This is a genomic window from Promicromonospora sp. NPDC050880, from assembly GCF_044456525.1.
Lineage (GTDB): Bacteria > Actinomycetota > Actinomycetes > Actinomycetales > Cellulomonadaceae > Promicromonospora.
Window position 1 is genome coordinate 134494 of sequence record NZ_JBITFV010000002.1, and the last position, 12957, is coordinate 147450.

The 12957-nt window shown below is 74.9% G+C and carries 16 protein-coding genes; 8 read left to right on the plus strand and 8 right to left on the minus strand.

Annotation, left to right across the window (positions count from 1 at the left end):
• Position 1: 1 nt before the first annotated feature.
• The 3 genes from ACIBBF_RS04490 to ACIBBF_RS04500 all read right to left on the minus strand — a co-directional run bounded on the left by ACIBBF_RS04490 (position 2) and on the right by ACIBBF_RS04500 (position 3194).
• Positions 2–958, minus strand: a complete 957-nt coding sequence (locus tag ACIBBF_RS04490) for a carbohydrate ABC transporter permease (RefSeq protein WP_397410928.1) — start codon at positions 956–958, stop codon at positions 2–4.
• Positions 955–2049 (minus strand): LacI family DNA-binding transcriptional regulator, encoded by a 1095-nt coding sequence (locus ACIBBF_RS04495; protein WP_397410929.1) that lies wholly within the window; start codon positions 2047–2049, stop codon positions 955–957. The genes ACIBBF_RS04490 and ACIBBF_RS04495 overlap by 4 nt, the downstream gene beginning before the upstream one ends.
• A gap of 437 nt (positions 2050–2486) precedes the next feature.
• Positions 2487–3194 carry a CGNR zinc finger domain-containing protein gene (locus tag ACIBBF_RS04500; RefSeq protein ID WP_397410931.1) on the minus strand — a complete coding sequence of 236 codons (708 nt, stop codon included), beginning with the start codon at positions 3192–3194 and terminating at the stop codon, positions 2487–2489.
• A 135-nt stretch (positions 3195–3329) separates the two neighbouring features.
• On the opposite strand from ACIBBF_RS04500, the gene ACIBBF_RS04505 reads away from it, so the two are divergent.
• From ACIBBF_RS04505 to ACIBBF_RS04530, 6 genes are read left to right on the plus strand one after another with little or no spacing between them, the layout of a single operon-like run.
• Entirely contained in the window at positions 3330–3758 is a 429-nt protein-coding gene (locus ACIBBF_RS04505) for an SRPBCC family protein (RefSeq protein ID WP_397410932.1), read from the plus strand.
• Between the two features lie 58 nt (positions 3759–3816).
• Positions 3817–4260: a VOC family protein gene (locus tag ACIBBF_RS04510; RefSeq protein ID WP_397410933.1), complete on the plus strand. Its 444-nt coding sequence runs from the start codon at positions 3817–3819 to the stop codon at positions 4258–4260.
• 5 nt (positions 4261–4265) lie between these two features.
• Complete coding sequence (locus ACIBBF_RS04515; RefSeq protein WP_397410935.1) at positions 4266–4460, plus strand: hypothetical protein; 195 nt, start codon at positions 4266–4268, stop codon at positions 4458–4460.
• Complete coding sequence (locus ACIBBF_RS04520; protein ID WP_397410936.1) at positions 4457–4852, plus strand: hypothetical protein; 396 nt, start codon at positions 4457–4459, stop codon at positions 4850–4852. Before ACIBBF_RS04515 ends, ACIBBF_RS04520 begins: the two co-directional genes overlap by 4 nt.
• Positions 4853–4892: 40 nt before the next feature.
• Entirely contained in the window at positions 4893–5519 is a 627-nt protein-coding gene (locus tag ACIBBF_RS04525; protein WP_397410938.1) for a TetR/AcrR family transcriptional regulator, read from the plus strand.
• A 45-nt stretch (positions 5520–5564) separates the two neighbouring features.
• Positions 5565–6701 carry a glycosyltransferase gene (locus ACIBBF_RS04530; protein ID WP_397410940.1) on the plus strand — a complete coding sequence of 379 codons (1137 nt, stop codon included), beginning with the start codon at positions 5565–5567 and terminating at the stop codon, positions 6699–6701.
• A 4-nt stretch (positions 6702–6705) separates the two neighbouring features.
• On the opposite strand, the gene ACIBBF_RS04535 is transcribed toward ACIBBF_RS04530, so the two are convergent.
• Genes ACIBBF_RS04535 through ACIBBF_RS04550 form a run of 4 tightly spaced genes read right to left on the minus strand, consistent with a single transcriptional unit; the run spans position 6706 to position 10689 of the window.
• Positions 6706–7887 carry an MFS transporter gene (locus ACIBBF_RS04535; RefSeq protein WP_397411752.1) on the minus strand — a complete coding sequence of 394 codons (1182 nt, stop codon included), beginning with the start codon at positions 7885–7887 and terminating at the stop codon, positions 6706–6708.
• Positions 7888–7934: 47 nt separating this feature from the next.
• Positions 7935–8951, minus strand: coding sequence for a CobW family GTP-binding protein (locus ACIBBF_RS04540; protein WP_397410942.1), 1017 nt, complete (start codon positions 8949–8951; stop codon positions 7935–7937).
• A gap of 59 nt (positions 8952–9010) precedes the next feature.
• Entirely contained in the window at positions 9011–9766 is a 756-nt protein-coding gene (locus ACIBBF_RS04545; RefSeq protein ID WP_397410944.1) for a class I SAM-dependent methyltransferase, read from the minus strand.
• 23 nt (positions 9767–9789) lie between these two features.
• Positions 9790–10689 carry a LysR family transcriptional regulator gene (locus tag ACIBBF_RS04550; RefSeq protein ID WP_397410946.1) on the minus strand — a complete coding sequence of 300 codons (900 nt, stop codon included), beginning with the start codon at positions 10687–10689 and terminating at the stop codon, positions 9790–9792.
• Between the two features lie 88 nt (positions 10690–10777).
• Between ACIBBF_RS04550 and ACIBBF_RS04555 the strand changes: the two genes are divergently transcribed.
• Positions 10778–11581 (plus strand): SDR family NAD(P)-dependent oxidoreductase, encoded by an 804-nt coding sequence (locus ACIBBF_RS04555; RefSeq protein ID WP_397410948.1) that lies wholly within the window; start codon positions 10778–10780, stop codon positions 11579–11581.
• Positions 11582–11594: 13 nt separating this feature from the next.
• On the opposite strand, the gene ACIBBF_RS04560 is transcribed toward ACIBBF_RS04555, so the two are convergent.
• On the minus strand, positions 11595–12407 hold the full coding sequence (locus tag ACIBBF_RS04560) for an NADPH-dependent F420 reductase (protein WP_397410950.1): 813 nt from the start codon (positions 12405–12407) through the stop codon (positions 11595–11597).
• Between ACIBBF_RS04560 and ACIBBF_RS04565 the strand changes: the two genes are divergently transcribed.
• Positions 12325–12951: a TetR/AcrR family transcriptional regulator gene (locus ACIBBF_RS04565; protein ID WP_397410952.1), complete on the plus strand. Its 627-nt coding sequence runs from the start codon at positions 12325–12327 to the stop codon at positions 12949–12951. The genes ACIBBF_RS04560 and ACIBBF_RS04565 overlap by 83 nt on opposite strands.
• Positions 12952–12957 lie beyond the last annotated feature (6 nt).

Genomic DNA, 12957 nt, shown 5'->3' on the forward strand with positions numbered 1-12957 from the left:
CTCAGCCCTTCTTCTCGGCGCGGTCGTCGCGCAGCTGCGACCGCAGGTAGAGCGCCAGGAGCGCGACGACCACGACGACGAGCACGACACCCATCGCCGCCGCGTACCCGATGTTGCGGTTCTTGAACGCCTCCAGGTACGTGAACAGCATCGGCAGCATGGTGCGGCCGCCCGGGCCGCCCTCGGTCAGCACGTAGACCAGCGAGAACGAGTTGAAGTTCCAGATGAAGTTCAGCGACGTGATCGAGGTGACGACGGGCCGCAGGCTCGGCCAGGTCACGGCGGTGAACCGGCGCCAGGCCCCCGCACCGTCCATCGACGCCGCCTCGTGCAGCTCGGCGGGGATCTGCTGCAGCCCCGCCAGCAACGTCACGGTGGTCTGCGGCATGCCCACCCAGACGCCGACGACGATGACGGCAGGCAGCGCGGTCGAGAAGTCGGCGAGCCAGTTGATGTCGTCCGGCAGGCCCAGCGAACCGAGGAACGCGTTGAGCGGCCCGGCGTTGGGCGAGTAGATCATCTTCCACATGATCGCCACGACGACCGGCGGCATCGCCCACGGGATCAGCGCGAGCACGCGGGTCAACCCCTGCAGCCGCAGGCCGGAGTTGAGCAGCTGCGCGAGCCCCAGGGCGGCGACGAGCTGGAGCAGCGTCACGGCCACGGCCCACACCATGCCGATGCGGAACGACTCCCAGAAGAACGAGTTGCCCGCCAGCCGCGTGAAGTTGTCGATGCCCACGAACTGGTAGTCGGGGCGGCGCACCAGCTCGGCGTCGGTGAACGCCAGGAGCAGGCCCATGAGCAGGGGCGCCACCGACAGCACCAGGATCGGCAGCAGGGACGGCATCACCAGCGCGGCGGCCTCCCGGCGTCGGGCGCGTTCCATGCCGGTCGCGGCGCGACGACGCCCGGACCGGGGCGGCGACGGCGGCCGGGGTGAGGCGAGGACGGTCATCGGGCGCTCTTCTCCTTCGAAGCGGCGGGGCGGACGGCGGTGTCGGTGGTAGCGGTGGTGCCGGCGGTCGCGGTGGTGTCGGCGGTGGACTCGCGCACCACGAGGTGAGGGCCGATGGCGATCTGCCGGGCGGGCTCGACGGCGTCGCCCACCCGGTCCAGGACGAGCTGCGCGGCGGCGCGGCCGCGGTCGGCCGACCCGAGGGACACGCTGGTCAGGCTGGGCTGGAAGACCCGGCCGATCTCGGTGTCGTCCATCCCGGTGACGGCGAGGTCGCCCGGCACCGACAGCCCCAGCTCCCCCGCGGCCCGGATCACGCCGATCGCGAGCAGGTCGTTGGCGGCGACGACGGCGTCGAACCGCCCGGCGGCCGGGGTGCGGGCGAGCAGACGACGGGCGGCGTCGAGCCCGGCGGAGACGGTGAAGTCGGCCGCGCGCTCCGTCTCGGCGTGGTCGCCCTGGAAGCCGGGGGCCGTCGTCGCGGCGTCGAACCCGCGCTGGCGCGCCGCACCCGGGGTGGTGTCCAGGGGGCCGTTGACGAACCCGATGCGCCGGCGTCCGATCTCGACCAGGTGCGCGACGGCCTGGCCGAGGCCGGCCGCGGAGTCCGTGGAGACGGAGTCGATCCCGTGCTCGTCGAGCGAGCGACCGATCACGACGACGGGCACGGGCGCCTGCTTGATCGCCTCGACGAGCGCGTCGTCGGTGCGCAGCGGGCTGACGATCAGGCCGTCCACGAACCCGCTGCCGAGGCTGCGGACCAGGTCGACCGTGGATGCGACGGTCTGCCCGGTGGACATGACGACCACCCGGTAGCCGTGCGGCGCGAGCACCTCGTGGATCGCGGTGAGCATCTCGACGTACACCGGGTTGCCGATGTCCGCGACGGCGAACGCGACCTGGAAGGTGCGCTTCATCCGCAGCGAGCGTCCGGTGGCGTCGGGGCTGTAGCCGAGCTCGGCGGCCGCGGCCCGGACCCGGTCCACCATCGCCTGGCTCGCCCCGGTGCCGTGCAGCGCCCGCGACGTCGAGGCGAGCGACACCCCGGCGCGCTGGGCCACCTGGATGAGGGTGGCGCGTGATGACGACACTGTCTCTCCACTTCGGCGTGAGGTTCCGGGCGTCGGGTGCGGCGCCGGTTGGAAACGTTTCCAGGTTGCGGGTGCGGAACGCTGGAAACGTTTCCGGGTGATGGGCGTCAGTGTGGCATCGGCGGGGACGGGGCGTCAAGCGGCGGGGGTGCGGGGCGCCGGCGGGGCAGGGACGTCGGGGCGGGCAGGGGACGCGGGGCGGGCTCCAGATCCGAGCCCGGGAGGACCCCGCCCAAAGGCAGCGCGACGTCGCCGCCAGAGGCATGCCGGCACCCCGGCGGCGTCGACGGGAGGTCCGACTCGGTGGTGCGCTTCCACCCAGTCATTGGGCCCAGAATCACAGTGGATTGTGGGCGTAATGACTGGGTAGAAGCGCACTTTTCGTCGGAGGACCGGGGAGGCAGGGAGGCGGGCGGCGGCGCGTCCGGGAGCCCGCGTCAGGGGCGGGTCGACGTCGGGGTCGGCGTGCGGTGGCGGGAGCGGTAGGCCGAGACCTTGACCCGGTTGCCGCACGTCCGCATGGCGCACCACTCGCGGCGGTGCCCGCGGGAACGGTCGAGGTAGACCTGGGTGCACTCCGGACGGCCGCACTCGCGCAGCAGCTCCGCGTCCGGGCCGCCCAGGATCTCGACGGCCTCACGGGCGATCGCCGCGAGGCCCTGAGCGGCCGAGCCGGCACGGCGGGTGGCCGACACGGCCCCACCCGCTTCGAGCTGGACGACGAAGGGCGGCTCGGCGGCGTACCGGTTCAGGACGGCGAGCGCCGCCTCGATCGCCGCGGGATCGGCGGGAGCAGTCGTGCCAGCGGAAGCACCCGCCGCAGCCGCGTCGGCCAGCTCGGCCGAAGCCGCCACATCGACACCCGCGGCCAGGGCGACGGCGAACCGCTCGGCGCGCGCCGCGAGCGCCGCCCGCCCGCCGAGGCGTTCCTCGACGAGCAGGTACAGCGCCTCGCGCAGTTCGACGGCCGCCGCGAGGTCCGCCTCGTCGGCGTGCGGGGCGGCGTCGAGCATCCCGGACTCGACGAACCAGTCGTCGAGGAGCGCCGGCGTGCCGAGCTTCTCGGTGGGGACGGGATTGCGGCGGGCGCGCAACGTACCCAGGAAGTCGAGGGCGAGCGTCCCGCAGGGGAAGGCGTGGTTCACGTAACCATTCTGACCGGTGACCGGTGTGATGCACAACCCCCTGTAACCCGTTTGACGAGTTACCGAAGCTGTGCCACAGTTCCTGACATCGCCAAGTAACCGATCAGACCGGTTACACGAACCGAGGAGAACGTCATGACCGCCGTCCGCTTCCACATCACCTCCGCACTCAGCCCGGAGGACGCGCTGCGGGTGCTGACCGACTTCGGCCCGGCCCGGGCCGAGGCCTGGCCCACGATCGACGCCGACCACCTCACGGTCCACGCGCAGGGCGACACCTGGGCCGAGGTGACCGAGGGCACCGCCGCCGCCTGGGAGCACGCCCGGTACGAGTGGGACGCCGAGCGCGGACGCGTCGACATCACCACGCTGGACTCGAAGGTGTTCGGGCCCGGCGGCGGCTGGGTCTTCCAGGTCACGCCGGACGACGGCGGCAGCCGCATCGACGTCGAGCTGACGCGCCGTCCGCAGACCTTCCAGCGCAAGCTCCTCGCCGCGCTCCTCCCCCTGGTGGGACCGGCGTCGCTCAGCAAGTCCTTCGCCGGGCCGCTCCAGGCCCGCTGACCTCCATCCACCACCGAGAAACAGCACCGAGAAACAGCACCGAGAAACGGAGAGAATCATGGAACTCAAGCTCGAGGTCGTCGTCCTGCCCGTGTCCGACGTGGACCGCGCCAAGGACTTCTACGCGGGGCTCGGCTGGCGGCTCGACGCCGACTTCGCCACCGAGCGCGGCCTGCGGGTCGTGCAGCTCACGCCGCCCGGGTCGGCCGCGTCGATCATCTTCGGCGAGCACCTCACGGACGCCACGCCCGGCTCGGTCCGCGGCCTGCACCTCGTCGTGACCGACGTCGCCGCGGCTCGCGCCGAGCTCGCCGAGCGGGGCGCCGACGTCAGCGAGGTCTGGCACGACGAGGACGGCGTCTTCCACTGGGCCGGCGGCGCGCACCGTGTGCCCGGACCGCACCCGGAGCACGACAGCTACGCGTCGTTCGCGTCCTTCGCCGACCCCGACGGCAACGAGTGGGTGCTCCAGCAGGTGGTCACCCGCCTCCCCGGGCGGTGACGGCCATGACCACCGACCAGGAGATCCTGCTCGACCTGCTGAAGCAGGCGGCGACGGCGCACGGCGTGCACGAGAAGGAGGAGCTCGGCGGCGTGTACGACGAGAACTGGCCTGCGTGGTACGCCCGGCACATGGCCCGTGCGCTGGCCGACCAGGGGTACCGCATCGTGCGCGACACCGAGCCGGGAGACCCGCGATGAGCCGGCTCGACGAGGCGGAGCAGATGCTCGCCTCCGCACCGCCGCCCGCGGTCGAGCGGGTGCACGCCGACGCCTTCGCCCGGCTGACGCCGGAGCAGCGGGAGGCGGTACGCGAACGGCTCACCGCCAGCACCGGAGAACCGCCCGCCGACGCGTCCCCGGCCACGCTGGGGCGCGCGGCGGCGCGGGTCGAGGGTGGGCAGCGGGGTGCGCTCGCCCGGGCGCTCGGTGCGGATGCGCCGGGAACGGCGCTGAGCGCTGCCGTGGGCGACGCGATCCTCGCCGCGGTGGCGGCCTACGCGGCGTCGTCGGCCCTCTGGGAGGCGTGGGGCGCCGAGGGGGACGACGAGCCACCGGTGTACGGCGGCGGGATCGGGGGCTTCGACTTCTGACCCCGCCGGACACGGCCGGCCGCCCTTCTACAGTGGGGACGTGCCACGTACCTACCGTTCCCCCGTGCGCGAGCGCGCCGCCGCCTCCACCCGGACCGCGATCCTGGACGCCGCGGAGGCGCTGTTCGCGGAGCAGGGGTACTCCCGGGTGACCATCGGGCGCATCGCGCAGGAGGCCGGGGTCGCGCAGGGCACCGTCTACGCCTCGTTCGGCAGCAAGACGGCGCTGATCCGCGGGCTGACCGAGCGCGCGGCCGAGGACGGCAGCATCGGCGCCGCGCTCGCCGCCATCGACGAGGCGTCCGACGGCCGCACCATCGTCGACCTGTCCGTGCGCAGTACCGGGGACCTGGTGCGGCGGCACGGCCGGTTCATGGCCGTGCTGGTGGGCAACGCCGCGGTGGACCCGGTCATCGGGGAGACGTTCGAGGGCACCGAGCGCCTGCTGCGCGAGCGGTTCCGGCGGATCGTCGAGCGGCTGGACGCGGTGGGAGCGCTGCGCCCGGGCCTGACGACGACGCGGGCCACCGACGTCCTGACCTACTACCTCGGCCCGGAGTCCTGGCTACGGCTGCGCGGCCTCGGCTGGGGGTGGCCGGCATGCCAGGACTGGTTGCGCCGGGAGGTCCTGTTCGCGCTGTGCGACATCGGGGACGGCGACGCCTGAGCAGGGACAACGCCGCCCATTGGATGAAGCAGTACGCTAATCAATATGCGGATACTCTTCTCAAGCACCCCGGCCCACGGACACCTGCTGCCCCTGCTCCCGCTGGCCCGCGCCTTCCAGGAGCGCGGCGACCAGGTGGCGGTCCTGACGGCCGGGGTCTTCGCCCCGGTCCTGGCACCCGAGGGCATCGAGCTGCTCCCGGCGGGACCCGCCGCGGACGTCCTCTTCGCGGAGTCGGGCCGCCGGACCGGCGTCGACGCGGCCGCGAACCCGACACCCGAGGCCGTGGCGGAGTTCTTCGCGGGCACCCGGATCGACCTGACCGCGGACGAGGCGCTGGCCGCGGCCCGGCAGTGGGCGCCGGACCTCGTCGTGGCCGAGGCGATGGACTTCGTGGGCCCCCTGGTCGCGGCGGCGCTGGGTGTCCCGCTCGCCACCCACGCCTTCGGCCCGGCGGTCCCGCCCGAGTTCACCGACGGCATCGCCGAGGTGGCCGCCGCCCGCTACGCCGCACGGGGGCTGACCCCGGTCCCGGCCCGTTGGTACGTCGACCCGTGCCCCGACCTGCTCCAGGCACCGGGCTGGGCGCCGGCCGCCACTCGTCTCCCGCTCCGGCCCGAACCCCACCGCGGCCCGGGCGCCGCCGGGCCCGCCCGGGCCGCCGGGCCGCGCGGCGGCGACCGGGCACGGGTGCTGGTCACGTTCGGGACCCACTTCTCCGACCCCGCGGTGCTGACCCCGATCCTGGCCGAGCTGCGTGCCACCGGCGCCGACCTGGTGATCACCCTCGGCCTCACCGCGCGAGCCGAGGACTACGACCTCGACGACGACGGCATCACCTTCGCCCCGTTCACCCCGCTCGCGGACCTGCTGCACGACGTCGACCTCGTGGTCACCCACGGCGGCGCCGGCACCACGCTCGGCGCCCTGGCCCGCGGCCTGCCGCTCGTCGTGGTGCCGCAGGGTGCCGACCAGTTCCTCCAGGCGGCCGCGGTCGAGGCGGCCGGGGCAGGGATCGCCGTGCCGCCCGGCGCCGACGTGCCGCAGGCCGTCGCCAAGGCGGTCACCGCGCTGCGGTCGGACGGCACGCACGCCGCGGCGGCCCGCGCCGTCGCCGACCAGGTGGCGGCCATGCCGTCACCCGGCCAGGTCGCCGCGACACTGGCAGCCGCCCTGGCCTGACGGCCTAGCTTCTCCGCCGGCCCGCCACCGCGCACCCGGCGACCACCACGCACAGCGCGGCGGTGGTCAGCAGGCCGACGGAGAAGCCGGCCCCGGCCGCGACGAAGCCGACGACCAGGGATCCGAGCCCGGTCCCCGCGTCGAAGCCGATGTTCCACACCGCGCTGGCCAGGCTGCGGTCGCGGTCGGGCACCGCGGCGAACGCCGTGACCAGGGTCAGGTTCTGGAGGCTGCCGTACGAGATGCCGACGAGCGTCATGCCCGCGACCAGCCCGGCAGCGCCCGGACCGCTGCCCGTGAGCGCCCACGCGCACAGCGCGAGACCGCCGGCGCACAGCACGAGCAGCGGCGGCACGAACCGGCCGGGTCCGTACCGGTCGGTCAGGCCCCCGACGAGCCACCGCGACAGCGCGGCGGCGGTCGTCAGCCCGAGCAGGCCGGCCATCGCCGCGACGGCACCGTGGCCGAGCTGCGGGGCGAACGTCAGCAGCGCGCCGCCCGGCGTCGTCACCGCGAGCAGCACGACCGAGGGCAGGGCGAGGGCCAGCAGGGTCCGCGCCCGGGGTGCCGCCCGGCCCCCGGGTGCGGGCGCGTGGCCGGGGGTGGCGTCGAGACGCCGGCCGAGGACGGCCGCGAACGGCACCGCCAGGGCGGGCAGGGCGCCGGCGACGAAGACGACCCGGAAGTCGACGCTCCCGGCGATCCAGGCCGCGCTCGGCGTGAGCAGCACCTGCGGGGCGGCCACCGCGAGTCCGTAGACGCCGATCGCCCGGCCCCGGCGCGCGGCGTCGACGAGCTCGGCGATCGCTGTCGCACCGCACACCGTCACGATCGCGAACCCCGCGCCGCGCACGGCGGAGGCGGCCAGGATCCAGCCGAGCTGGTCGGTGAGCACGAGCGCGAGCGACGGCAGGCCGAGCAGCAGCACGCCGGCCACCAGCGTCGTGCGCCAGCCCACGCGGCGCAGCGCCCACGGCACCGTGGTCTGGAACAGCACCGTGGCCAGCATGAGCACGGCGTTCACGAGCCCCGCACCGCCCTCGTCGGCGCCGCCGTGCACGGCCCACAGGGGCGCCGTCGGCAGCAGGAGCACGTACCCCGCGAAGCCGAGGAGCGACAGGCACACCAGGGGCCGCACTCCCGGTACCCGCAGGATCGGCTGGTTCGGGCTGGCCGGGGCAGGCATGCGGTTCACGTGGACCCACCCTAGGCTCCCCGGCGAGCCGCACGTGCTCAGTCGCTCAGCCGCCGGTGGCGCTGGAGCCGGGCGAAGCCCGCGGCGTCGGGCCGCTCGGCGGGTGTCAGGGCGCGTTCCAGGCGCGCCCGCACCTGGCCCGCCTCGAGGTGCATGCCGATCGCGACGAGCTCGCCCGGGCCGCCGTCGCCTCGCCCGGCGGCACTCGCCACGTGCACCGAGCGGCCCACCACGTTGACGACGTAGCCGCGCAGGCTGCGCCCGGTGTCGACCGTGACCCGGCCCTTGATCCGGTAGGCGCCCGGTGGGGGATCCTCCAGGAGGTCGACCAGCAGGCCCGGACGGACCGGACCGGGCGCCGCGACCGTCACGGCGTCGGCGTGCTCGTGGTCGTGCGCCCGGGCGTCGCGCAGCAGCGCCGCCAGCGGGAGCTGGTCGGGCGGGTCCTGCGTGGAGGCGGCGTCGTAGACCAGGGCCGGGTCCACGCGCCCGTGCGACGTGCGGACCACCTGGGCCGCGGGGTTGCGCTCCCGCACGCGGGCCTCGATGCGCGCGAGCGTGCGCTCCCGCTCCGCGGCGGGCAGCCGGTCGGTCTTGTTGACCACGACGAGCGACGTCACCGCGTACCGCGCGGGCGGCGCACCGCCGCGGTCCACGGTGCCGAAGTGCTCCACGGCGTCCACGACGTCGACCACTCCCCCGGGCCGCACCCGCTCGACGCCGCTGAACCGGATCAGGCGCGACAGGGTCACCGGGTCCGCGATGCCGCTCGCCTCCACGAGCACCACGTCGAGCCCCAGGCGGGGGTGCGTGAGCTTCTCCAGCGCGTCGTCGAGGCCGCCGGCGTCGGGCAGGCAGCACAGGCAGCCGCCCGCGATCGACGCCGGCTCGTCGACCTGGCCGGTGACCAGGCCCGCGTCGACGTTGACGGTCCCGAAGTCGTTGACCACCACGCCGACCCGCGCGCCCGGCTGCTGCAGCAGGTGGTTGAGCAGGGTGGTCTTGCCCGCGCCCAGGTGCCCGGTCAGCGTCACGACGGGTACGCGTCCGCGCACGGTGCTCCTCCCGCTCGTCCGACGGCGCCGTCGCGGCGCCGCCAGGATGATAACCGTTCTCAGGAAGGCCGTCGTGCCACGGCCCAGCGGAACGCGTTGACCAGGCGGTAGCTGCCGTCCGGGCGCCGGAACGGCGTGGCCGCACCCAGGATCACCGGGGCGAGCTCCTCGACGGTCGCGGGCGACTCCCCGAACAGGATGCCGCGCACCAGGTCCGTACCGTCGCGGACCACCCACGGCACCGACGTCACTCCCTCGTCGAGCACCGTCCAGCCCGCGTCGCCGAGCACGGCCGCGAGCCCGCCCTCGACCCGCAGCGGGCCGTCCTCGGGCGGCTCCTCGCCGTCGGCCTCGGCGAGCGCGGCGTTCAGCGCGTCGAGGTCGTTCCGCGCACGCTCGGCCCACCCGGCCAGGCCGAGCACGCCGCCGGGCACCAGCACGCGGGCCGCCTCGGCCAGGGCGTCGTCCGGCTCGGCCGCGAACTGGAAGGCGTTCACGGCGAGCACCGCGTCGAGGCGGCCGTCGTCGAACGGCAGGTGCTCGAAGTCGCCGCGCCGGACGTCCGCGCCCACGGCGCGCGCCCGCGCGAGCTCGACCATGCGGCGCGCCGGGTCCACGCCGTGGGCCTGAGCGCCCTGGTCCTGCAGGTGCTCCAGGAGCTCGCCGCTGCCGCAGCCGACGTCGAGCACACGCGACCCGGCGCCGATCCGGGCGGCTCGCAGCAGGGGCTCCCACACGGGCCGCGCGAAGGAGCCCCAGTACCGGCCCCAGTCGTCGGCGACGGCGGACCAGGGATCGTCGGCGCGGGAGGGCATCCTCGGAGGTTATCCGACCGCGGTCAGCGCAGCCCGCGGGCGACCTCGCGGAGCACGGCCACGACCGCCTCCACCGCGGCGGACCGGTCGGCCCGGGTGACGGCCACCGCCGCCCGGCCGAGCCAGGCGGGATCGTCGACGCGGACGGTGACGACGTCGGCCGGCAGGCCGGGGGCGGCGAGCTCGGGCAGCGTCGTGATGCCCAGCCCGGCGGCGACCAGCCCGAGCCGGGCGAGCCACTCGCGCGCCGTGTGCGCGACCCGGGGCCGGAGCAGGGTGGGCCAGGCCCCGAACTGCGGGTCGCCGCGCAGCCCCGTGCCGACCACCCACTCCTCGTCGGCCAGCTCCGCGACCGGGACCTGGTCGCGCCCCGCGAACCGGTGGTCCCGCGACACCGCCACCAGGGACCGGCCGTCCACGAGATGGTCGCGGCGCAGCCCGTCCAGGTCGTAGGCGGGCAGGTCGGCGCCCATGCCGATGACCGCGACGTCGAGGCGGCCCGACCGTAGGGCGCGCAGCTGCGCCGGGGTCGACGCCTCGTGCAGCTGCACGGTCACGCCGGAGTGCCGCTGCCGCACGGCCGCGACGGCGCGCGGCGCGAGGACCCACGCCGCCGTGGGGAACGCACCCAGCACCACGCGGCCGCCGAGCGGGTCGGCCAGCCCCGCCAGGTCCGTGCCCACGGCGTCGAGCTCGGCGAGGACCACGGCGGCGCGGCGCGCCACCAGCGCACCCGCCGGGGTCGGGGCCACGCCGCGCGCACCGCGCACGAACAGCGCCGCGCCTGCCGCGGACTCGGCGGCCGCGACCTGGCGGGAGACGGCGGACTGGGTGTACCCGAGCAGATCGGCCGCCGCGGTGAAGGACCCGGTGCCGACCACGGCGTGGACCACGCGCAGCGCGGTGACGGTGAGCTCAGCCATGGGCCCATCATGAGCCATGCCGTTCGGTCATGTCTTGAGTGCGAAAGAGTCGCTGGTGGAATGTCTGGCGCCGCCGCACGATGGAGACATGCACACCACATGGTTCATCACCGGAGCATCCCGAGGGCTCGGCCGCGAGTGGGCCGAGGCCGCGCTCGACCGCGGGGACCACGTCGCCGCCACCGCCCGCGACGTGCGCGCGCTCGAACCCCTGAGCCAGGCGTACGGCGACGCCTTCGTGCCGATCGCGCTCGACGTCACCGACCGGGCCGCCGTCCTGGGCGCCGTGGAGCACGCCGTCGAGCGGCTCGGGCGCCTCGACGTGGTCGTGAACAACGCCGGGTACGGGCAGGTCGGCATGGTCGAGGAGATCACGGAGCAGGAGCTGCGCGACCAGCTCGACACCAACTTCTTCGGCACGGTCTGGGTCACCCAGGCGGTGCTGCCCGTGCTGCGCGCGCAGGGTTCCGGCCGGATCCTCCAGGTCACCAGCGAGGGGGGCGTCCGGGCCTTTCCCGGCTTCGGCGCGTACCACGCCTCCAAGTGGGCGGTGGAGGGACTGACCGAGGCGCTCGCCCAGGAGGTGGCACCGTTCGGCGTCCACGTCACGAACGTCGAGCCCGGACCGTACGCCACCGGGTTCGGGCCGGGCCTGCGCATCAGCGCCGAGCACCCGGACTACGCCGAGGTGCGCGTCGCCACGGCGCCGGAGTTCGAGCTCGGGGACCCGCGTGCGACCCGCGACGCGCTGCTGCGCATCGCCGACGCACCCGAGCCGCCGCTGCACGTCTTCCTCGGCAAGCCGCTGGCCGACGTCGAGCAGATCTACGCCGACCGGCTGCGCACCTGGCGTGCGTGGGAGCCGGTCGCGCAGGAGGCGTTCGGGGCCTAGGCCCCGGGCGCGGTCAGAGGACCCGCTGCGCCTTGGTCAGGTTCTCCCGCAGCTCCTCGGCGTTCTGCCGGGAGACGTACGCCGGGCGGTCGCGCTCGAAGCGCCACGACTCGCTGAGCGGGCCGGCGCTGACGGTGTCGAAGCCCGCCTCGTCATAGATCCGGGTGACCAGCTCGACGGCCTCCGGGTAGTCGCTCGCGGTGGCCAGGGCCCGGCGGTCCTCCGTCCCGGCGGGCGTGCCGTCGGTGGTGATGCTCGCCGCGACGATCTGGTTGAACGCCTTCACGACCTTCGACGTGGGCAGGTGCTCCTGCAGCAGGCCCGCGGTGGTCGCCTCGCCGCGGTCGAGCGCCTCGACGTGGCCGTCGCGCTCCCAGTAGTAGTTGTTGGTGTCGAGCACGATCTTGCCGGCCAGCGGCTCCACCGGGATGTCACGGTAGGCCTTGAGCGGGACGGAGACGACGGCGACGTCCGCCGCCTCGGCCGCCTCCTGGGCCGTGGCCGCGCGGGCCCGGGGCCCGAGCTCCTCGACGAGACCGGCGAGCGTCTCCGGCCCGCGGGAGTTGGCGATCACCACCTCGTGACCCTGCGCGATCACCACGCGGGCGACCTGGCTGCCGATGTTTCCTGCTCCGATGATGCCGAATGTGCTCATACGGTCGGCAACCCCGGGCGGTCGCCCGGCATTCCGCCCGCGCCTGCCGTCCCGTTCGTTCGTACGATCCGTTCGTACGATGGCCCCCATGGTGAACGGCGACACGGCAGACCGGGCGCGGTCGTACCGCAAGGCCCCCGAGCGGCGCGCGCAGATCCTCGCGAGCGCCATCGCCGTGTTCGCCGAGCGCGGGGTGGGCGCGTCCCTGCGTGCGATCGGCGAGGCGATCGGGGTCTCGCACGCGGCCCTGCGCTACTACTTCGCGAACCGCGACGAGCTGCTGGTCGAGGTCTACCGGAAGCACGAGGCCACGGTGCGCGATGCCACGGCCCACCTGCCGTCGGCGCCGCAGGAGGTCTCGGCGGTGGCGATGATGGAGCGCAGCGCCGAGCGGAACCGCTCGATCCCGGGCCTGGTCGAGCTGTACGCGACGCTCACGACCGACGCCCTGCAGGCGCAGCAGCACCCCCAGACGCGCGAGTTCGTGCGGGAGCGGTTCCGCCGGGTGCGTGCGGACCTCGCCGAACGGGTCCGGGCCGGGCAGGCGGCGGGCACGATCGCGGCCGACGTCGACCCGTCCGACGCCGCCGCGCTGGTCGCGGCGGCGTCGGACGGGCTCCAGCTGCAGTGGCTGCTCGACCCCGACGCCGTGGACGTGCGCCGGTCGCTGACGCTGCTGGAGCGGCTGCTGCCGAGCCGCGGGCCCGACGTGTGAGCCCCG

Excerpts from the sequence above, each read along its gene's own strand:
- ACIBBF_RS04490 (WP_397410928.1), bottom strand. The coding sequence starts at position 958 with ATGACCGTCCTCGCCTCACCCCGGCCGCCGTCGCCGCCCCGGTCCGGG.
- ACIBBF_RS04505 (WP_397410932.1), top strand. The coding sequence starts at position 3,330 with ATGACCGCCGTCCGCTTCCACATCACCTCCGCACTCAGCCCGGAGGAC.
- ACIBBF_RS04510 (WP_397410933.1), top strand. The coding sequence starts at position 3,817 with ATGGAACTCAAGCTCGAGGTCGTCGTCCTGCCCGTGTCCGACGTGGAC.
- ACIBBF_RS04515 (WP_397410935.1), top strand. The coding sequence starts at position 4,266 with ATGACCACCGACCAGGAGATCCTGCTCGACCTGCTGAAGCAGGCGGCG.
- ACIBBF_RS04520 (WP_397410936.1), top strand. The coding sequence starts at position 4,457 with ATGAGCCGGCTCGACGAGGCGGAGCAGATGCTCGCCTCCGCACCGCCG.
- ACIBBF_RS04530 (WP_397410940.1), top strand. The coding sequence starts at position 5,565 with ATGCGGATACTCTTCTCAAGCACCCCGGCCCACGGACACCTGCTGCCC.
- ACIBBF_RS04535 (WP_397411752.1), bottom strand. The coding sequence starts at position 7,887 with ATGCCTGCCCCGGCCAGCCCGAACCAGCCGATCCTGCGGGTACCGGGA.
- ACIBBF_RS04545 (WP_397410944.1), bottom strand. The coding sequence starts at position 9,766 with ATGCCCTCCCGCGCCGACGATCCCTGGTCCGCCGTCGCCGACGACTGG.
- ACIBBF_RS04550 (WP_397410946.1), bottom strand. The coding sequence starts at position 10,689 with ATGGCTGAGCTCACCGTCACCGCGCTGCGCGTGGTCCACGCCGTGGTC.
- ACIBBF_RS04555 (WP_397410948.1), top strand. The coding sequence starts at position 10,778 with ATGCACACCACATGGTTCATCACCGGAGCATCCCGAGGGCTCGGCCGC.
- ACIBBF_RS04565 (WP_397410952.1), top strand. The coding sequence starts at position 12,325 with ATGGTGAACGGCGACACGGCAGACCGGGCGCGGTCGTACCGCAAGGCC.
- ACIBBF_RS04560 (WP_397410950.1), bottom strand. The coding sequence starts at position 12,407 with ATGGCGCTCGCGAGGATCTGCGCGCGCCGCTCGGGGGCCTTGCGGTAC.